The organism is Ramlibacter sp. MMS24-I3-19 (assembly GCF_050320135.1).
Lineage (GTDB): Bacteria > Pseudomonadota > Gammaproteobacteria > Burkholderiales > Burkholderiaceae_C > Ramlibacter.
The window spans coordinates 2,961,233-2,979,109 of sequence record NZ_CP190017.1 but is presented as its reverse complement, the minus strand read 5'-3'; the positions used below and the strand labels follow the sequence as shown (position 1 = coordinate 2,979,109).

General features: G+C 67.3%; 17 protein-coding genes and 1 tRNA gene. 4 read left to right on the top strand and 14 right to left on the bottom strand.

Features of this window, described 5'->3' with window-relative positions:
* Nucleotides 1-13 precede the first annotated feature (13 nt).
* From ACPWT1_RS14870 to dnaQ, 5 genes are all read right to left on the bottom strand, one after another.
* Nucleotides 14-1,267, bottom strand: coding sequence for a multicopper oxidase domain-containing protein (locus ACPWT1_RS14870; RefSeq protein WP_427911928.1), 1,254 nt, complete (start codon nucleotides 1,265-1,267; stop codon nucleotides 14-16).
* Entirely contained in the window at nucleotides 1,264-1,566 is a 303-nt protein-coding gene (locus ACPWT1_RS14865; protein ID WP_427911927.1) for a hypothetical protein, read from the bottom strand. Before ACPWT1_RS14865 ends, ACPWT1_RS14870 begins: the two co-directional genes overlap by 4 nt.
* 8 nt (nucleotides 1,567-1,574) lie before the next feature.
* Nucleotides 1,575-3,011 carry a multicopper oxidase domain-containing protein gene (locus ACPWT1_RS14860; RefSeq protein WP_427915568.1) on the bottom strand — a complete coding sequence of 479 codons (1,437 nt, stop codon included), beginning with the start codon at nucleotides 3,009-3,011 and terminating at the stop codon, nucleotides 1,575-1,577.
* 265 nt (nucleotides 3,012-3,276) lie between these two features.
* Nucleotides 3,277-3,351 (bottom strand) — tRNA-Val (locus ACPWT1_RS14855).
* A 37-nt stretch (nucleotides 3,352-3,388) separates the two neighbouring features.
* On the bottom strand, nucleotides 3,389-4,117 hold the full coding sequence (gene dnaQ / locus ACPWT1_RS14850) for a DNA polymerase III subunit epsilon (protein ID WP_427911926.1): 729 nt from the start codon (nucleotides 4,115-4,117) through the stop codon (nucleotides 3,389-3,391).
* Between the two features lie 42 nt (nucleotides 4,118-4,159).
* Here dnaQ and ACPWT1_RS14845 point away from each other — a divergent pair, with 42 nt between their 5' ends.
* Entirely contained in the window at nucleotides 4,160-4,915 is a 756-nt protein-coding gene (locus ACPWT1_RS14845) for an SDR family NAD(P)-dependent oxidoreductase (RefSeq protein WP_427911925.1), read from the top strand.
* 19 nt (nucleotides 4,916-4,934) lie between these two features.
* Here the strand turns inward: ACPWT1_RS14845 and fdx are convergent, their stop codons facing one another.
* The 8 genes from fdx to uvrB form a co-directional block, all read right to left on the bottom strand.
* Nucleotides 4,935-5,273 carry an ISC system 2Fe-2S type ferredoxin gene (fdx, locus tag ACPWT1_RS14840; protein ID WP_427911924.1) on the bottom strand — a complete coding sequence of 113 codons (339 nt, stop codon included), beginning with the start codon at nucleotides 5,271-5,273 and terminating at the stop codon, nucleotides 4,935-4,937.
* Nucleotides 5,273-7,132: a Fe-S protein assembly chaperone HscA gene (gene hscA, locus ACPWT1_RS14835; RefSeq protein ID WP_427911923.1), complete on the bottom strand. Its 1,860-nt coding sequence runs from the start codon at nucleotides 7,130-7,132 to the stop codon at nucleotides 5,273-5,275. Before hscA ends, fdx begins: the two co-directional genes overlap by 1 nt.
* Nucleotides 7,133-7,136: 4 nt before the next feature.
* A complete protein-coding gene (hscB, locus tag ACPWT1_RS14830; protein WP_427911922.1) occupies nucleotides 7,137-7,655 on the bottom strand; it encodes a Fe-S protein assembly co-chaperone HscB in 519 nt (172 codons plus the stop codon).
* On the bottom strand, nucleotides 7,652-7,975 hold the full coding sequence (iscA, locus tag ACPWT1_RS14825; protein ID WP_427911921.1) for an iron-sulfur cluster assembly protein IscA: 324 nt from the start codon (nucleotides 7,973-7,975) through the stop codon (nucleotides 7,652-7,654). The genes hscB and iscA overlap by 4 nt, the downstream gene beginning before the upstream one ends.
* A 7-nt stretch (nucleotides 7,976-7,982) precedes the next feature.
* The gene (gene iscU, locus ACPWT1_RS14820; protein ID WP_196984723.1) at nucleotides 7,983-8,369 is read right to left on the bottom strand and encodes a Fe-S cluster assembly scaffold IscU; all 387 of its coding nucleotides are present in this window, start codon (nucleotides 8,367-8,369) and stop codon (nucleotides 7,983-7,985) included.
* A gap of 18 nt (nucleotides 8,370-8,387) precedes the next feature.
* The gene (locus tag ACPWT1_RS14815) at nucleotides 8,388-9,614 is read right to left on the bottom strand and encodes an IscS subfamily cysteine desulfurase (protein WP_427911920.1); all 1,227 of its coding nucleotides are present in this window, start codon (nucleotides 9,612-9,614) and stop codon (nucleotides 8,388-8,390) included.
* A gap of 32 nt (nucleotides 9,615-9,646) precedes the next feature.
* Nucleotides 9,647-10,180 (bottom strand): Fe-S cluster assembly transcriptional regulator IscR, encoded by a 534-nt coding sequence (gene iscR / locus ACPWT1_RS14810; RefSeq protein ID WP_427911919.1) that lies wholly within the window; start codon nucleotides 10,178-10,180, stop codon nucleotides 9,647-9,649.
* A 247-nt stretch (nucleotides 10,181-10,427) separates the two neighbouring features.
* The gene (gene uvrB / locus ACPWT1_RS14805; RefSeq protein WP_427911918.1) at nucleotides 10,428-12,527 is read right to left on the bottom strand and encodes an excinuclease ABC subunit UvrB; all 2,100 of its coding nucleotides are present in this window, start codon (nucleotides 12,525-12,527) and stop codon (nucleotides 10,428-10,430) included.
* Nucleotides 12,528-12,645: 118 nt separating this feature from the next.
* Between uvrB and ACPWT1_RS14800 the strand changes: the two genes are divergently transcribed.
* A complete protein-coding gene (locus ACPWT1_RS14800; protein WP_427911917.1) occupies nucleotides 12,646-13,842 on the top strand; it encodes an amino acid aminotransferase in 1,197 nt (398 codons plus the stop codon).
* A 61-nt stretch (nucleotides 13,843-13,903) separates the two neighbouring features.
* On the opposite strand, the gene ybaL is transcribed toward ACPWT1_RS14800, so the two are convergent.
* Nucleotides 13,904-15,625 carry a YbaL family putative K(+) efflux transporter gene (gene ybaL, locus ACPWT1_RS14795; RefSeq protein ID WP_427911916.1) on the bottom strand — a complete coding sequence of 574 codons (1,722 nt, stop codon included), beginning with the start codon at nucleotides 15,623-15,625 and terminating at the stop codon, nucleotides 13,904-13,906.
* A gap of 254 nt (nucleotides 15,626-15,879) precedes the next feature.
* Here ybaL and ACPWT1_RS14790 point away from each other — a divergent pair, with 254 nt between their 5' ends.
* On the top strand, nucleotides 15,880-17,220 hold the full coding sequence (locus ACPWT1_RS14790) for a polyhydroxyalkanoate depolymerase (RefSeq protein WP_427911915.1): 1,341 nt from the start codon (nucleotides 15,880-15,882) through the stop codon (nucleotides 17,218-17,220).
* Nucleotides 17,217-17,876 (top strand): electron transport complex subunit RsxB, encoded by a 660-nt coding sequence (rsxB, locus tag ACPWT1_RS14785; protein WP_427911914.1) that lies wholly within the window; start codon nucleotides 17,217-17,219, stop codon nucleotides 17,874-17,876. The genes ACPWT1_RS14790 and rsxB overlap by 4 nt, the downstream gene beginning before the upstream one ends.
* The last annotated feature ends 1 nt before the right edge of the window (nucleotide 17,877 follow it).

Sequence of the window (17,877 nt, the reverse complement as noted above, 5' to 3'; positions counted from 1 at the left end):
CTCTCCTCCGCCTTCAGAAGGTCTCGTCGATCGGCCACTGCGGCGCATCGATGATCAGCATCATCATCTGGCCGCCCGGGAACACGTCGTTGGTGGTGATCTCGCGCTCGTTATGCGAGTGCCACATGTACGCGTAGCCGGCGCTGGGGTTCTGGTTCAACGTGCCGGGAGGCAGGTTCACCGGATCGAAGCCGGTGATCCCCAGGTACGGCGTGCCGCCATACCACTGGCCGTTGGCCATGATCTGGGGGTCGGGCGGCGTGACCGGGATCGGCTTGAGGTGGTCGGCGCACCATTCGCCGTAGTTCGGGTCGGTCTTCACCGAGTGGAAGCCGCTCGCATCGGGCACGCAGGTCGAACCATCCTTGGCGCGGTGGTTGTAGACGTCCCAGTTCAGGCCCTTGCCGCTCCACGAGAAGATCGCGTCCACGGTCTGGCCCGACACCGTCGGGATCGTGAAGAGCAGCGGGCCCGCCAGGCTGGTGTTGTCCGCGGCGCTGAGCAGCATGTTGCCGTCGCGCGCCAGCACGCGGGCATGGTTGCCGTGGAAATGGAACGGGTGCTGCCAGCGGCCCTGCCCCACCACGCGCATCAGCAGCTTCTCGCCCGGATGCATGTGGGGGTTGCCGTTGTACGGCTGGTTCGGATACGTGGACGCATACGGCGCGTCCATGAGGTCGGGCATGGAGCGCCCGTTGATCACGAAGTAATTGGGCTTGTAGGGCTCCATCGTTGCCTGGAGTTGCGGGCACGGTGCCACGGGACACGCCTGCACCTGGGCCTGCACGTCGTCGTGCACGCGCGAGTCAATCTCGGCGAACTGGAACAGGTACTCGCGGTCGTAGCAGCTGTCCTTGTGGTTGTAGGCCGACGGAGCGAGGCGCGAGTCCGCCTCGCCGGCGGCACCGGTGAGCGTGCTGCCCAGCGGACGGCAACCCGCCACGGTGGTCTTGGGCTTCACCACGATCGCGCCATAGAGGCCCATCTCGATCTGCAGGTCGGCCTGGCTGCCACTGTGGTACGTGAAGGTCCCGGGGCGACCTGCATAGAAGGAGTAGGTCACCTTCTTGCCCACTTCCGCTTCCTGCGCCAGCAGGCCGGGCGTGCCGTTGTCCGCGATCGGCGTGCACGTGCCGGGCGACGCCGCCGATGCGCCGGCCAGGTTGCCCACGCAGACGGTGAAGCCGCTGAACACCATCGACGTGTTCCCCGCTGCCGGCGGCAGGTTGTTCGCCAGCGTGACCGTCACGATGTCGCCTTCGGTCACGATGAGCGTCGGTCCTGGCAGCTGCGCGCCGCGGCACGAGGGCGCGGTCCGGCCCCACCCCAGGACTGCAGCGAGGCACCGCCGGATGCGCAGCCATACCCCCACGAGTAGATCTGCGCCCCATCGGGCTGGCTGCTCAGGGTCGGCGCGGCGACGAGGTCGAAGTTGGGACCGAGCACGCCCTGCACGGCGGCATGGGCGGAACCCGCGGCCGCGAGCTGCAGTCCCGCGATGATGAGCGCGCGGCAGGCAAGGCTCCGCCCTGCGGCCCGCGCGCGGGCCGGATTGAATCGGACCATGGGACCTCCTAGATGACGACGATCTCTGTCATTTGCCCGCCGAAGTTCTCGGCGTCGTTCGACAGGTGATCCAGGTTGGTGGTGTAGAGGAAGTACGTGCCGGCCGGGACGTCGGTGGTGTCCAGGATCAGGTCGGCCGATTCACCGCCACCAAGGGTGATGGAGTTCGTGTTGTAGTACAGGTTGTTGCCCGCGGTGTCGCGCAGCAGGCGTGCGTTCTGCGCGATCACCGTCATCGGGATGCCGAGCGTGGCGATCGTGTGGAACTCGGTGATCGTCAGCTGCGACACGCGCAGCAGCGCCCTCTGCCCGCGCTTGATCGTGATGGTCGAGCGCACCGGCTGCGACGTGCGCACCTGGCCGTCGGCGCTGAGCGTCTGGATCTTGTCGGTGTTGATCGTGTCCGGATAGCTGCGGCCGCTGATCATGAAGTACTTGTCCTTCATGTCCGCGAATGCCTCGGGGTTGAACGTCATGCCGACGTAGTGGAAGTTCGGATCGAACCCCATCAGCTGCAGCGGATACTCGACGTCGTAGCGCGTGGAGCCGTCGCCGTCGTTGTAGGCGTACTGCAGCCCCGGCTTGCCCAGCACGCCGGTGGCGCCGGTCGTTGGATCCGCTCCTGCCGGCAGCGGTGTCTGTCCCGTGCACAGGATGTCGGAGCAGCTCTTTCCGCTGGCCTGCGGGTCCACGGCGGCGACCTTGTTGGCCGCGAGCAGCGCCTTGCCGAGGTCGCCGGAGGTCACGCGGTTCTGGCGCGGACGGACGAAGAGCTGCCCCACCATGCCCATCTGCAGGTGCTCGGGAGGCGTGATGTGGCAGTGCCAGAAATACGTGCCCGCATCGGGCGCCGTGTAGTAGTAGGTGAAGCTGCCGTGGATGTTGATGGCCACCGACGCATCCGGCACGCCGTCGAAGAACGACGAGGCGTTCGGGTAGCCGTGGAAGTGCACGGTGTGCTGCTCGAACAGGTCGGGCCGCATGATCATCCCGACGTTGCTGAGGGTGAGGAAGAACTCGTCGTCCTCGTCGATCGCCATCAGCGGCGCGGGTTGCTGCGCGGACAGCACGCCCAGGTTCATCTTGGCCTGCGGCGATTGGGCCGCGGCATTCGGGTTCAGGACGGTGCCGTTGGGCGCATACATCGGCTTGAGGAAGTCGGCGGCCGTCTGCGTCCCGGGCAGGCCCTTGTCGATCAGGTCGCGACCAGATAGCGGACCGAATCCGAAGAGATAGGTCTGGGTTCCATCGCCCATCGTCGCGAACCCGTCACCGCCCGCGATCTCCTGGCACTTGATGGCGCCCTTGCCCGCGCCCGGTCGCGGGTGCAGCGGCGTGCTGGAAGGACACTGCGTCCTGAGTGTCTGCGCAGAAACGGCGAACGGGAGCAGCACGCCCGCCAGCAGAGCAGCCGAAGCCAGAGTACGAAAAGAAGCAACCCGCATTGCCAAACCTCCATCGCGCGCCAGCAGCCGTCTGACGCTGAGCCACAAGGTAACAGGAAGCTTTTTGGCAGTGACAGTGGCGAGCCCTCAAGCTCGGAGAGGGGGCACCCTACTCGTCTTGTCGCGGTGGATCCCGCTTGCGAAATCCGCGTTGCGGATGCGCGGGGGAAAGCCGGTGGATGACGCTGCGCGGCATGGCGCGTGCGTTCGATTCCGTCGCTCAAACGAAAGCGGCACCCGAAGGTGCCGCAAGTCGTTGATTGATTGGTGGGTGATACATGGATCGAACATGTGACCCCTGCCGTGTGAAGGCAGTGCTCTACCGCTGAGCTAATCACCCTCGGGCGCCGGCTGGTGGCCAGCGCCGAAGCCCATGATTATGCCACAGGCGCGGAGCCGCTCTCACGGGTCTGGATGCGCCAGAGCGTCCTGCCCTTGCTCTCCTTGTCCAACTGCAGCAGCACCTCCTCGTGGGCGGCGGTTTCCTGGTCGCTGGCCAGCAGCACGGGCAGCGTGAACTGGCGCAGGTCGACGCGCGTCTGGATGCCAGCCACGGCCTCGGTGGGAGCGGTGTCGATCAGCAGCGCTTCCTGGCCGCGCGTGAGGTTTATGTAGACGTCGGCCAGCAGTTCGGCATCGAGCAGCGCGCCGTGCAGCGTGCGGCCGGAGTTGTCGACGCCCAGGCGGTCGCACAGCGCGTCGAGGCTGTTGCGCTTGCCCGGGTACATCTCCTTGGCCATGGCCAGCGTGTCGGTCACCGTGCCGACATGCGTGCGGAACGCCGGGCGGCCGAGGAGCTCGAGTTCCTTGTTCAGGAAGCCGACGTCGAACGCCGCGTTGTGGATGATGATTTCGGCGCCCTGCAAGTACTCCAGCAGTTCGTCGGCGATGGCCGCGAACTTGGGCTTGTCGCGCAGGAACTCGTTGCTGATGCCGTGGACCTTCAGCGCGTCCTCGTGGCTGTCACGCTCCGGGTTCAGGTAGAAGTGCTTGTTGTTGCCGGTGAGCTTGCGTCCCACCAGTTCCACGCAGCCGATCTCGATGATGCGGTCGCCGGCATCGGCCGAGAGGCCCGTGGTTTCGGTGTCGAGGACGATCTGGCGCATGCGGCGATTATGCTTGGCAGCCTCGGCCATTCGGAGCAGCACATGTTCGATCTCGCGGGAAAGGTGGCATTGGTCACGGGCGGCAATGGCGGCATCGGGCTGGGCATGGCGCGCGGGCTCGCGCAGGCCGGCGCGCACGTCGTGATCGCCGGGCGCAATCGCGCGAAATCCGCCGCGGCGTTGCGGCAGCTGCGCGACGCGGGCCAGCAGGCTTCGGAGATCGCGGCGGACGTGACCGACGAAGCGCAGGTCGCCGCCCTCTTCGCGCAGGTGCGTGACGCGCACGGGCGGCTGGACATCCTCGTGAACAACGCCGGGACGACGGTGCGCCGGCCGCCGCAGGACATGACGCTCGACGAATGGAACCTGGTGATGGACACCAACCTCACCAGCGCCTTCCTGTGCTGCCGCGCGGCGTATCCGCTGATGAAGGCGGCGGGCGCCGGCAAGATCGTCAACATCGGCTCCATCCTGTCGATCTTCGGCGCGCCCTACGCCGGCCCCTACTGCGCCAGCAAGGGCGGCATCGTGCAGTACACGCGCTCGATCGCGCTCGCCTGGGCGAAGGACAACATCCAGGCCAACACCGTGCTGCCGGGATGGATCGACACGGAGCTCACGGAAAGCGCGCGGGCGGAAGTGGCCGGGCTGAACGACCGCGTCCTGGCGCGCACGCCGGCCGCCCGCTGGGGCCGGCCCGAGGACCTGGCGGGGATCGCCGTGTTCCTGGCCAGTCGCGCCAGCGACTTCGTGACCGGGACGGCGATCCCGGTGGATGGGGGTTACGCCATCGCCTGAAGCGCCGCGCGGGAGAACCTCAGTGGTTCTCTTTCGCGTGGTTGATCGAGTACTTCGGGATCTCGACCACCAGGTCCTTGTGGTCCACGATGGCCTGGCAGGACAGGCGCGAGTTCGGCTCCAGGCCCCAGGCGCGATCGAGCATGTCCTCCTCGTTCTCGTCCATCTCGTTGAGCGAGTTGAATCCCTCGCGGACGATCACGTGGCACGTGGTGCATGCGCAGCTCATGTCGCAGGCATGCTCGATCTTGATGCCGTTGTCCAGCAGCGCCTCGCAGATCGAGGTGCCGGAAGGCGCCTGCACCTCGGCGCCCTGCGGGCAGTACTCCGGATGCGGAAGGATACGGATGACGGCCATCAGAGTGTCTCCACGCTGCGGCCGGCCAGTGCCTGCCGGATGCTCTGGTTCATGCGGCGGGCAGCGAAGGCTTCGGTGCCCTTGGCCAGCGCTTCGGTTGCGGCTGCGATGGCTGCAGCATCCGTGCCGGTCCTGGCAAGCTCCTGCAACTGCGCCATCAAGCCGTCGACGGTCTCGCGTTCGGCGGGTTCCAGCAGGTGGCCATCGGCATCGAGCGCGCTGCGCGTGGCCAGCAGCATGCGATCGGCCTCGATGCGCGCTTCGGCCAGCGCCCGTGCCTGCATGTCCTGCTGCGCCGTGGAGAAGCTGTCCTGCAGCATGCGCGCGACCTGTTCGTCCGACAGGCCGTACGAAGGCTTGACGTCGATGCTGGCCTCGACGCCGCTGCCCTGCTCGCGCGCCGTGACGCTGAGCAGGCCATCTGCATCGACGGTGAACGTGACGCGGATGCGCGCTGCACCCGCCGCCATCGGCGGGATGCCGCGCAGCTCGAAGCGGGCCAGGCTGCGGCAGTCCTGCACCAGGTCGCGCTCGCCCTGCACCACGTGCAGCGCCATCGCGGTCTGGCCGTCCTTGTAGGTCGTGAAGTCCTGCGCCTTGGCGGTCGGGATGGTCTCGTTGCGCGGCACGATGCGCTCGACGAGCCCGCCCATGGTCTCGATGCCCAGCGACAGCGGGATCACGTCCAGCAGCAGCAGGTCGCCCGACGCGCTGTTGCCGGCCAGCTGGTTGGCCTGGATGGCGGCGCCGAGCGCCACCACTTCGTCCGGGTTCAGGTTGGTCAGTGGCTCGCGACCGAAGAAGTCGCCCACCGCCCGCCGCACCTGCGGCATGCGGGTGGACCCGCCCACCAGCACCACGCCACGAATCTCGTCACGGGTGAGCCTTGCGTCACGCAAAGCCTTGCGCACCGCGGAGAGCGTGCGCTGGGTGAGATCCGCCGTGACGCGGTCGAAGTCGGCGCGCGTCACTTCGGCCGCGATCCGGCGGCCTGCGATCTCGACGTCCACCGAGGTGCGCTCGTCGTCGGTCAGGCGTTCCTTCGCGGCGCGGGCCGCCATCTTGAGAGCAGCCTTGTCGGCCGCCGATGCGATGACGGCGCCGCTCTGGGCGAGGACGAAGTCGGCCAGCGCAAGGTCGTAGTCGTCGCCGCCGAGCGCCGAGTCGCCGCCCGTGGCAATCACCTCGAAGACACCGCGGGCCAACCGCAGGATCGAGATGTCGAACGTGCCGCCGCCGAGGTCGTACACCGCGTAGATGCCCTCGCTGCCGTTGTCCAGGCCATAGGCGATGGCGGCCGCAGTGGGCTCGTTGATCAGCCGCAGCACCTTCAGGCCGGCCAGCTGCGCGGCGTCCTTGGTGGCCTGGCGCTGCGCGTCGTCGAAGTACGCGGGCACCGTGATCACGGCGCCGTACAGGTCGTCGTTGAACGTGTCCTCGGCGCGATAACGCAGTGTCGCGAGGATCTCGGCGCTGACCTCCACCGGCGACTTCTCGCCGGCGCGCGTGTCAAGGGTCACCATGCCGGGCTTGTCGAAGAAGCGGTACGGCAGCTTATCGCGGCCCGCGATGTCGGCCAGGCCACGGCCCATGAGGCGCTTGACGGACGCAATGGTGTTCTCCGCGTCGTGCGCATGCGCGGCCTGCGCGTCGGCGCCGATCTGGCGACCGCCGTTCTCGAGATAGCGAACGACCGAAGGCAGCAGCACCCTGCCCTGCGCGTCGGGCAGGCACTCGGGCACGCCGTGCCGCACGGCGGCGACGAGCGAGTGGGTGGTGCCGAGGTCGATGCCGACCGCGATGCGCCGCTGGTGCGGATCGAGGGCTTGTCCCGGTTCCGCGATCTGGAGGAGAGCCATGTCTCTATTGTCCCAGCTGGTCGAAACGCTGTTCGACGTCGTGGGCAAAGCGTTCGATGAACATCATCGCGCGCACCTGCTGGGCCGCGGCGCGCGCGTCGCCATCACGGTCGAGCAGCCGTTCGATGTCCTTGAGTGTCCGTTGCCGCGCCTCCGCCAGCTGGTCGGACACCGCCTCGAGTTCATGGTCGGTTGCGGCATCGTCCAGCGCCTCGCGCCACTCCATCTGCTGCATCAGGAACTCGGTCGGCATCGCCGTGTTGCGTTCGGCATCGATGGGCGCGCCGCGCAGCTCGCACAGGTACGCGGCGCGCTTGAGCGGATCCTTCAGGCGTTGATAGGCCTCGTTGATGCGGACCGACCATTGCATGGCCACGCGCTGCGCGGCTGCACCCTGGGCAGAAAAGCGATCGGGATGCGCCTCGCGCTGCAGGTCCTTCCAGCGGGCATCGATCGCCGCGCGGTCCTGCGCGAACCGCTCCGGCAACCCGAACAGCGCGAAGTCGTTGTCCTGGAGATTCACACCCGGAACGACTCACCGCAACCGCAGCGGTCGCGCTCGTTCGGATTGTTGAACTTGAAGCCTTCGTTCAGGCCCTCGCGCACGAAGTCCAGCTGCGTGCCCTCGATGTAGGCCAAGCTCTTGGGGTCCACCAGCACCTTGACGCCGTGGTCCTCGAAGATCATGTCCTCGGGAGCGGCCTCGTCGACGTACTCGAGCTTGTAGGCCAGGCCAGAGCAGCCGGTCGTCTTCACGCCGAGGCGCACGCCCACGCCCTTGCCGCGCTTGGCAAGGTAACGCTGGACGTGCCGGGCCGCCGATTCCGTCAAAGTGACTGCCATTGGGAGCTCAGTGCGCGTGCTTCTTCTTGTAGTCGTCCACGGCCGCCTTGATGGCGTCCTCGGCGAGGATGGAGCAGTGGATCTTCACCGGCGGCAGCGCCAGTTCCTCGGCGATCTGGCTGTTCTTCAGCGCTGCCGCCTGGTCCAGTGTCTTGCCCTTGACCCATTCGGTCACGAGCGAGCTCGAGGCGATCGCGGAGCCGCAGCCGTAGGTCTTGAACCGCGCGTCCTCGATGACGCCGGTCTGCGGGTTGACCTTGATCTGCAGCTTCATCACGTCGCCGCAGGCGGGCGCGCCGACCATGCCGGTGCCGACGCTCTCGTCGCCCTTGTCGAACGAACCCACGTTGCGCGGGTTCTCGTAGTGGTCCACGACCTTCTCTGAATATGCCATTTCAGGTTCCTCTGTCCTTCAGTGCGCCGTCCACTGGATGGTGCTGATGTCGATGCCGTCCTGGTACATCTCCCAGAGCGGGCTGAGCTCGCGCAGCTTGGCGACGTTCTTCTTGATCGTCTCGACCGCGTAGTCGATCTCTTCCTCGGTCGTGAAGCGACCGATGGTCATGCGCAGGCTGCTGTGCGCGAGTTCGTCGCTGCGGCCCAGGGCACGCAGCACGTAGCTGGGCTCCAGCGAGGCCGAGGTGCAGGCCGAACCGGACGACACCGCCAGGCCCTTGATGCCCATGATCAGCGACTCGCCCTCGACGAAGTTGAAGCTCATGTTCAGGTTCTGCGCGACGCGACGGCCCGGCGCCATGGTGCCGTTGATGAACACCTGCTCCACGTCCTTCAGGCCTTCGAGCAGGCGATGCTGCAGCGCGCGCGCCTTGGCGTTGTCCTGCGCCATCTCCTCGCGCGCGAGGCGGAACGCCTCGCCCATGCCCACGATCTGGTGCGTGGGCAGCGTGCCCGAACGCATGCCGCGCTCGTGGCCGCCGCCGTGCATCTGCGCTTCCAGCCGCACGCGCGGCTTGCGGCGCACGTACAGCGCGCCGATGCCCTTCGGCCCGTACGTCTTGTGCGAGGCCAGGCTCATGAGGTCCACCGGCAGCGTCTTCACGTCGATGTCCACCTTGCCCGTGGCCTGCGCGGCATCGACGTGGAAGATGATCCCGCGCTCGCGGCACATCGCGCCGATCGCCGGGATGTCCTGGATCACGCCGATCTCGTTGTTCACGAACATGACGCTGACCAGGATCGTGTCGGGCCGCATCGCGGCCTTCAGCTTCTCCAGGTCCAGAAGGCCGTCTTCCTGCACGTCCATGTAGGTGACGTCGAAGCCCTGGCGCTCCAGCTCCCGCATCGTATCCAGCACCGCCTTGTGCTCGGTCTTCACCGTGATGAGGTGCTTGCCCTTGGTCTTGTAGAACTGGGCCGCGCCCTTGAGCGCCAGGTTGTTCGACTCCGTCGCGCCCGACGTCCACACGATCTCGCGCGCGTCGGCCCCGATCAGCGCGGCCACCTGGTCGCGGGCCTTCTCCACCGCCGCTTCAGCCTCCCAGCCCCACGCGTGGCTGCGCGAAGCCGGGTTGCCGAAGTGCTCGCGCAGCCAAGGGATCATGGCGTCGACCACGCGCGGGTCGACCGGTGTCGTCGCGCCGTAGTCCATGTAGATCGGGAAATGCGGGGTCATGTCCATGTCTGTCGCTGGAACGGGGTTGTCGGGAAGGCTCAGGACTTCGCGAGGGCATTGCCCAGGGCGAACACCGAGTTGGGCGCGTTGACGCGGATCGGCTTGACCACCGGCGCGCTGGAGATCGCGCGCTTGACGGCCGGCTTGTCCTCGACCTGCACGCCCTTGGCGAGCTGCTCGTCCACGAGCTTCTGCAGCGAGACGGAGTCCAGGAACTCCACCATGCGCTGGTTGAGCTGCGACCACAGCTCGTGCGTCATGCACCGGCCACCGTCGCTGCAGTTTTCCTTGCCGCCGCATTGGGTGGCGTCGATCGGCTCGTCGACCGAGACGATGATGTCCGCGACGGTGATCTCCGACGCCTTGCGGCCGAGCGTGTACCCGCCGCCCGGCCCGCGGGTCGACTCCACCAGCTCATGCCGACGCAGCTTGCCGAACAGCTGTTCAAGGTAGGACAGCGAAATCTGCTGCCGCTGGCTGATCGCGGCCAGCGTGACCGGGCCGTTGTTCTGCCGCAGGGCCAGGTCGATCATTGCAGTGACCGCAAAGCGGCCTTTGGTCGTGAGACGCATCGCAACCTCCTTGTTGCTTGTCCGTTTCATGCCGCCCGTGGCACATGCCTCGGCGGTCCGTCTCCACCCCATCGCCGGCCGAAAGCAGCTGCCGGCTCCCACCGGCGCGTGGCGCCGGCCTCTCTCGTTTGTTTTCCTGAGCGTTCCTGTCAAGTATACCGCAATCCCACGTGAAACGCTCGGGAAATAGACCGCTCAGTCGCGGGATGGTTCCCGGCGTCAGTGCGCGTGCGGCCTCGGCCGCAGCTCAGCGGCGGGCGGCCTGGATGGGCACGACGTTGTCGTGCACCGCGGCCCCGAAGGCACCCTGTTTCAGCGTGGCGAGCTGGTCGCGCACGCGGGCGGCCTTCTCGAACTCGAGGTTGCGGGCGTGCTCGAGCATCTCCTTCTCGAGGCGCTTGATCTGCTTGGCCACGTCCTTCTCGGACATGTCCTCGACCATCGCGCGCTGCAGTTCCTGCTTCTCCTGCTCCTTGCTCGCCTTCTCGCTGTAGACGCCATCGATCAGGTCCCGCACTTCCTTCTTGATGCTGCGCGGCGTGATGCCGTGGGCCAGGTTGTGCGCGATCTGCTTGGCGCGGCGCCGTTCCGTCTCGCCGATGGCCTTCTTCATCGAGTCGGTCATCTGGTCGGCATACAGGATCGCGCGGCCGTGCAGGTTGCGGGCCGCGCGCCCGATGGTCTGGATCAGCGAGCGCTCGGCGCGCAGGAAGCCTTCCTTGTCCGCGTCCAGGATCGCGACCAGTGACACCTCGGGAATGTCCAGGCCCTCGCGCAGCAGGTTGATGCCCACCAGCACGTCGAAGGCACCCAGGCGCAGGTCACGCAGGATCTCCACGCGCTCCACGGTGTCGATGTCGCTGTGCATGTAGCGCACCTTCACGCCGTTGTCGGCCAGGTAGTCGGTGAGCTGCTCCGCCATGCGCTTGGTCAGCGTGGTGATCAGCACGCGCTCGTTCTTCTCCGAACGGATGCGGATCTCCTGCAGCACGTCGTCGACCTGGTGGGTCGCGGGGCGCACCTCGACCTCGGGGTCGACGAGGCCCGTCGGACGCACCAGTTGCTCGACGACCTGTCCCGCGTGCTCCTGCTCGTAGGCGGCCGGCGTCGCCGACACAAAGACCACCTGCCGCATGCGAGTCTCGAACTCCTCGAATTTCAGCGGCCGGTTGTCCAGCGCCGACGGCAGCCGGAAGCCGTATTCCACCAGCGTCGTCTTGCGCTGCCGGTCGCCCGCGTACATCGCATTCAACTGGCCGATCATCTGGTGGCTCTCGTCCAGGAACATCAGCGAGTCCTTGGGCAGGTAGTCGGTCAGCGTCGACGGCGGCGCACCCGGCGGCGAGCCCGAGAGGTGGCGGGTGTAGTTCTCGATGCCCTTGCAGTGGCCCACTTCGCTCAGCATCTCCAGGTCGAAGCGGGTGCGCTGTTCCAGGCGCTGCGCCTCCACCAGCTTGCCGGCGGAGACCAGTTCCTTCAGGCGGGCTTCCAGTTCGAGCTTGATCGACTCCACCGCCGACACCACCTTCTCGCGCGGCGTCACGTAGTGGCTGGAGGGATAGATCGTGAACCGCGGCACCTTCTGCCGGATACGGCCGGTGAGCGGATCGAACAGCTGCAGCGACTCGATCTCGTCGTCGAACAGCTCGAGCCGGATCGCCAGTTCGCTGTGCTCGACCGGGAACACGTCGATGGTGTCGCCGCGCACGCGGAAGGTGCCGCGCGAGAAGTCCTGCTCGTTGCGCGTGTACTGCATGCGGATCAACTGGCCGATGACGTCGCGTTGCCCGATCTTGTCGCCCACCCGGCAGATGAACCGCATCTGCGTGTAGTCCTCGGGGGCGCCGATGCCGTAGATCGCGCTCACCGTCGCCACGATCACGGTGTCGCGGCGCTCCAGCACGCTCTTGGTGGCCGACAGCCGCATCTGCTCGATGTGCTCGTTGATCGAGCTGTCCTTCTCGATGAACAGGTCGCGCTGCGGGACGTACGCCTCGGGCTGGTAGTAGTCGTAGTAGCTCACGAAGTACTCGATGGCGTTCTTCGGGAAGAACTCGCGGAATTCCGAGTACAGCTGCGCGGCCAGCGTCTTGTTCGGCGCGAACACGATCGCGGGGCGCCCCAGCCGCGCGATCACGTTGGCCATCGTGTAGGTCTTGCCCGAGCCCGTCACGCCCAGGAGGGTCTGGAACACCTCGCCGTCGCGCACGCCTTCCACCAGCTTCTCGATCGCCTGCGGCTGGTCGCCCGCGGGCGGGTACGGCTGGAACAGCTCGAACGGGGAATCAGGAAAGGTGATGAACTCGCCTTTTTTCTGCTGGGGCTCGGCTTCGGTGATTTCTGGCATGGCGTGAGAAAGAGCGGGCGCAGGCAGGAACTAAAATCGGGGCAGCCGGACAGCGTACCGCATGCCCGGCCCGATGCGCAGCCCACGCGCACTCCCCATTCCCAAAGGATCTCTCCCCATGTCTTTGTTCCAGGTCGTCGAGATGGCACCGCGCGACCCCATCCTGGGTCTCAACGAGCAGTTCAATGCCGACAGCAATCCGAACAAGGTGAACCTGGGGGTCGGCGTCTACTACGACGACGCCGGCAAGCTGCCGCTGCTCGAGTGCGTGCAGCAGGCGGAGCAGCGCATGATGCAGAAGCCCACGGCACGCGGCTACCTGCCCATCGACGGCATCGCCGCGTACGACGCGGCCGTCAAGAGCCTCGTATTTGGGGCCGACAGCGAGCCTGTCAAGTCCGGACGCGTCGCCACCGTGCAGGCCCTGGGTGGCACGGGCGGCCTGAAGATCGGCGCGGACTTCCTGCACCGGCTGAACCCGAATGCCAAGGTCCTGATCAGCGACCCCAGCTGGGAGAACCACCGCGCGCTGTTCACCAACGCCGGCTTCAAGGTCGAGGCTTATCCGTACTACGTCGCTGCGCGCCGCGGCATCGACTTCGACGGCATGCTCACGGCGCTGAACACGGCCGAGCCCGGCACCATCGTCCTCCTGCACGCGTGCTGCCACAACCCGACCGGCTATGACATCACGCCGGCGCAATGGGACCAGGTGATCGCCGCCACCAAGGCGCGCGGCCTGGTGCCGTTCCTGGACATGGCCTACCAGGGCTTCGGCCAGGGCATCGCCGAGGACGGCGCGGTGATCGGCAAGTTCGCGGCCTCGGGCCAGGACTTCTTCGTCTCCACCTCGTTCTCCAAGAGCTTCAGCCTTTACGGCGAGCGCGTCGGCGCCCTCTCCGTCCTGTGCAAGGACAAGGAAGAGGCAGCGCGCGTGCTGAGCCAGCTGAAGATCGTCATCCGCACGAACTACAGCAACCCGCCCACGCACGGCGGCGCGGTGGTCGCGGCGGTCCTGAACGACCCGGGCCTGCGCGCGCTCTGGGAGAAGGAACTGGCCGCCATGCGCGTGCGCATCAAGCAGATGCGCAGCGCGATGGTCGAGAAGCTGAAGACCGCCGGCGTGAAGCAGGACATGTCGTTCATCACCCAGCAGGTGGGCATGTTCAGCTACTCCGGCCTGACCAAGGACCAGATGGTGCGGCTGCGCACCGAGTTCGGCGTCTACGGCACCGACACGGGCCGCATGTGCGTCGCGGCCCTCAACAGCCGCAACATCGACCACGTCTGCCAGTCGATCGCCAAGGTGCTCTGACCGAGCACCGCACATGAAAGGCCGCCCTCGGGCGGCCTTTTGCATGGCGGGTGACCTGCGCCTACTGCGCAGCGGCGCTGGCTGCCGCCACCCGTCCCAGCACGAAGTCCGCCATCGACCGCGCGAGCTCGCGCTCGCCGACGAACACCGTGCCGCTGCCTTCCTTGCGCAGCAGCTCGGCCTCCTCGGCGTTGTGGCTTCGCACGACGACATGCACATCGGGATTGAGCGTGCGGGCGATTTCCACCATGCGCCGCACGTGCACGGTCTCGGGCGTGGCGATCACCAGGGCCCGCGCCTCGCGGATGTGGGCCTGGACCAGCACCTCGGCCTCGGTGGCGTCGCCCCAGACCGCAGGCAATCCACGGTCTCGCAGGGTCTGCACGAAGTCGCGATTGCTCTCGGCCACCACGAAGGGCACGCCGTTCGATTGCAGCACCTCGGCGATGTGCTTCCCGACCCTTCCCCAGCCCACCAGCACCACCTGGTTCGACAGGTACTTGCGGTCCGTGGCCATCGGCAGTTCCGCCAGCGGATTCGAGGCCGGCGCGATGCGCGCGGCCAGCCCGGGACGCGCGTGCAACCAGCGCTGCAGCGGACCGACGAGGCCGAACAGCAGCGGGTTCAGCGCGATGGAGATCAGCGCCCCCGCGAGGATCAGGCTGTGCCCCTCCTTCGGCAGCAGGCCCAGCGCCATGCCCAGGCCCGCGAGGATGAAGGAGAACTCGCCCACCTGGGCCAGGCTCGCCGCCGCCACGAGGGCTGTCCGCACGGGATACCGCAGCAGCAGCACCAGCACAGCCGCGGCGAGCGACTTGCCCAGCATGATCACCGCGACCGTCGTGAGCACCTTCAGTGGCTGCTCGACCAGCACGGCGGGTTCGAAGAGCATGCCCACCGAAACAAAGAACAGCACCGCGAACGCATCCTGCAGCGGCAGCGTCTGCTCGGCCGCACGATGGCTGAACTCGGATTCGCGCAACACCATGCCGGCGAAAAAAGCGCCCAAGGCGAACGACACGCCGAACAGCTCGGCCGAACCGTAAGCGATGCTCACGGCGGCGGCGACCACACTCAGCGTGAACAGTTCACGCGAGCCCGTCTTCGTCACCTGCCACAGCACCCAGGGAAACAGCCGCCGGCCCACGATCAGCATGAACGCCACGAAGCCGCCGACCTGCGCCAGCGTGATCAGCAGCGACAGGGCAAGGCTGCGATCGCTGGCGGGCCCATGACTGCCCTCCGCCACTTGGCCACCCAGCACCGGCGCCAGCGCGGGCAGAAGCACCAGCACCAGCACCATGGCCAGGTCCTCCACCACCAGCCAGCCGACGGCGATGCGCCCGTCGGCCGACTCGACGGCGCCGCGCGCCTCCAGCGCCTTGAGCAGCACCACCGTGCTCGCGACCGACAGCGAGATGCCGAACACCAGGCTCGCGCCCAGCGACCAGCCCCAGAGCGACGCGACGCCAGCGCCCAGGGCCGTGGCCACCAGCATCTGCACGACGGCGCCCGGCACGGCGACCTTGCGCACGGCCAGCAGGTCGTCGATGGAGAAATGCAGGCCGACGCCGAACATCAGCAGCATCACGCCGACCTCCGCCAGCTGGGCGGCGATCGCGCCGTCCGCCACGAAGCCCGGCGTGGCCGGCCCGATGGCGATGCCCGCGACGAGATAGCCCACCAGCGCGGGCAGTTTCAGCCGTGCGGCGACGAAGCCAAGGACCAGGACCAGGCCGAAGCCGGCGGCCAGCGTCGTGATGAGGCTCACGGAATGGGGCAAACGGGAATCCTTTGGGGTGGGTTGGACGGCGCGCAAGCTGCGCCGTCGCCCGAGGCTAGCACCGCGATGACTCGGCAGCGCGTCACGCGTTCGTTGTCGTTGTCCCACGCCATGAAGCGGCGAAATGAGGCGTTGCTCGGCCCCTTCTCCCATGGCAATCTGGCGTCTGTCACGGCCGAGTCGCCTCATCGACATCCCGTGTGTCGCGGACCCAACCCGACTGCTATATTGCGCTGCACAACCAGGGGCCAGGAATGCTTTACCAGATCTACGAGGCGCAACGCTCCCTCATGGAGCCGTTCGCCGATTTCGCCCAGGCCGCCGCCAAGCTGTACAGCAACCCGCTGACGCCGTTCGGACAGAACCCGTTCGCGCAGCGCGTCTCCGCGGCGTACGAACTGATGTACCGCCTGGGCAAGGATTACGAGAAGCCGGAATTCGGCATCCAGAGCGTGCAGATCGACGGCAAGGAAGTCGTCGTGCAGGAGACGGTGGCGGTCGACAAGCCGTTCTGCGAACTGCGCCGCTTCAAGCGCTTCACCGACGATCCGGAGATGCTGGCCCGGATGAAGGCCCAGCCCGCCGTGCTGGTCGTCGCGCCGCTCTCGGGCCACTACGCCACGCTGCTGCGCGACACGGTGCGCAGCCTGCTGGCCGACCACAAGGTCTACATCACCGACTGGAAGAACGCGCGGATGGTGCCGCTCGAGGAAGGCGAGTTCCACCTCGACGACTACGTGCACTACGTCGAAGACTTCATCCGCAACCTGCAGGACCACTACGGCAACTGCCACGTCATCAGCGTGTGCCAGCCGACGGTGCCCGTGCTGGCCGCCGTGTCGCTGATGGCCTCGCGCGGCGAGATGACGCCGCTGACGATGACCATGATGGGCGGCCCGATCGACGCGCGCAAGTCGCCCACCGCGGTGAACAACCTGGCGTTGAACAAGAGCTACGAATGGTTCGAGAACAACGTCATCTACCGCGTGCCCACCAGCTTCCCGGGCGCCGGCCGGCGCGTGTACCCGGGCTTCCTGCAGCACAGCGGCTTCGTGGCGATGAACCCGGACCGGCACCTCTCGAGCCACTACGACTACTTCAAGCACCTGATCGCCGGCGATGACGCCAGCGCCGAGGCGCACCGCAAGTTCTACGACGAGTACAACGCCGTGCTCGACATGGACGCGGACTACTACCTCGAGACCATCCGCACCGTGTTCCAGGACTACGACCTGGTCAACGGCACCTGGGACGTGATCAGCGAGGACGGCGACCTCGAGCGCGTGAAGCCCGAGGACATCAGCACGACGGCCCTGCTCACCATCGAGGGCGAGCTGGACGACATCTCCGGCTCGGGACAGACCGCGGCGGCGCATGACCTCTGCACCGGCGTGCCCAAGACGCGCCAGAAGCACTTCGAGGTCAAGGGGGCGGGCCACTACGGCATCTTCAGCGGCCGCCGCTGGCGCGAGTCGGCCTATCCGGAGCTGCGCGACTTCATCGCCCGCTTCAACGACGGGCCGACCCTGAAGGGCACGCGCACCGCGCCAGCCAAGGCGGCCGGCCGCAAGAAGCCCGTGGCCGACGCCGCGTGAGTCCCCTGGCCGCGCGGCTGCACGCCGCGCTGCCGCAGACGCAGTGCACGCGCTGCGGCTATCCCGATTGCGAGGCCTACGCCACCGCCATGGCGGCGGGCGAGGCCGCGCACAACCAGTGCCCGCCGGGTGGCGCGGAAGGCGTGCGCCGGCTAGCCTCGGTGCTGGGCGTGCCCGAGCTCCCGCTCAATTCCGCCAACGGCACGGAAGGCCCGCGCACGCTGGCCGTCATCGACGAGGACTGGTGCATCGGCTGCACCCTGTGCGTGAAGGCCTGCCCGACCGATGCGATCCTCGGCCTGAACAAGCACATGCACACGGTCATCGAGCCGTACTGCACAGGGTGCGAGCTGTGCGTGCCGGTGTGCCCCGTCGACTGCATCGCACTGGTCGATGCCAGCGGCGAGCGCACCGGCTGGGACGCGTGGAGCGAAGCGGATGCGCAGCAGGCCCTCGCCCGCTACGAACGCCGCAAGGTGCGCGTGCGGCGCGAGGAGGACGAGCACGCGCAGCGGCTCGAACGCAAGGCCGAGGAGAAACTTGCAGACCTGCCGGCCCACACGCACGGCGCGGAAGGCGCCGAGGCCGACCGCAAGCGGGCGATCATCGAAGCGGCGCTGGCGCGCGCACGGGCGCAGCGCCAGCAGCCACGCTGAC

Excerpts from the sequence above, each read along its gene's own strand:
- dnaQ (WP_427911926.1), bottom strand. The coding sequence starts at position 4,117 with ATGCGCCAGATCGTCCTCGACACCGAAACCACGGGCCTCTCGGCCGAT.
- ACPWT1_RS14815 (WP_427911920.1), bottom strand. The coding sequence starts at position 9,614 with ATGGACATGACCCCGCATTTCCCGATCTACATGGACTACGGCGCGACG.
- ACPWT1_RS14860 (WP_427915568.1), bottom strand. The coding sequence starts at position 3,011 with ATGCGGGTTGCTTCTTTTCGTACTCTGGCTTCGGCTGCTCTGCTGGCG.
- ACPWT1_RS14800 (WP_427911917.1), top strand. The coding sequence starts at position 12,646 with ATGTCTTTGTTCCAGGTCGTCGAGATGGCACCGCGCGACCCCATCCTG.
- iscR (WP_427911919.1), bottom strand. The coding sequence starts at position 10,180 with ATGCGTCTCACGACCAAAGGCCGCTTTGCGGTCACTGCAATGATCGAC.
- fdx (WP_427911924.1), bottom strand. The coding sequence starts at position 5,273 with ATGGCCGTCATCCGTATCCTTCCGCATCCGGAGTACTGCCCGCAGGGC.
- iscA (WP_427911921.1), bottom strand. The coding sequence starts at position 7,975 with ATGGCAGTCACTTTGACGGAATCGGCGGCCCGGCACGTCCAGCGTTAC.
- ACPWT1_RS14845 (WP_427911925.1), top strand. The coding sequence starts at position 4,160 with ATGTTCGATCTCGCGGGAAAGGTGGCATTGGTCACGGGCGGCAATGGC.
- ACPWT1_RS14790 (WP_427911915.1), top strand. The coding sequence starts at position 15,880 with ATGCTTTACCAGATCTACGAGGCGCAACGCTCCCTCATGGAGCCGTTC.
- hscA (WP_427911923.1), bottom strand. The coding sequence starts at position 7,132 with ATGGCTCTCCTCCAGATCGCGGAACCGGGACAAGCCCTCGATCCGCAC.
- iscU (WP_196984723.1), bottom strand. The coding sequence starts at position 8,369 with ATGGCATATTCAGAGAAGGTCGTGGACCACTACGAGAACCCGCGCAAC.
- uvrB (WP_427911918.1), bottom strand. The coding sequence starts at position 12,527 with ATGCCAGAAATCACCGAAGCCGAGCCCCAGCAGAAAAAAGGCGAGTTC.
- ACPWT1_RS14865 (WP_427911927.1), bottom strand. The coding sequence starts at position 1,566 with ATGGTCCGATTCAATCCGGCCCGCGCGCGGGCCGCAGGGCGGAGCCTT.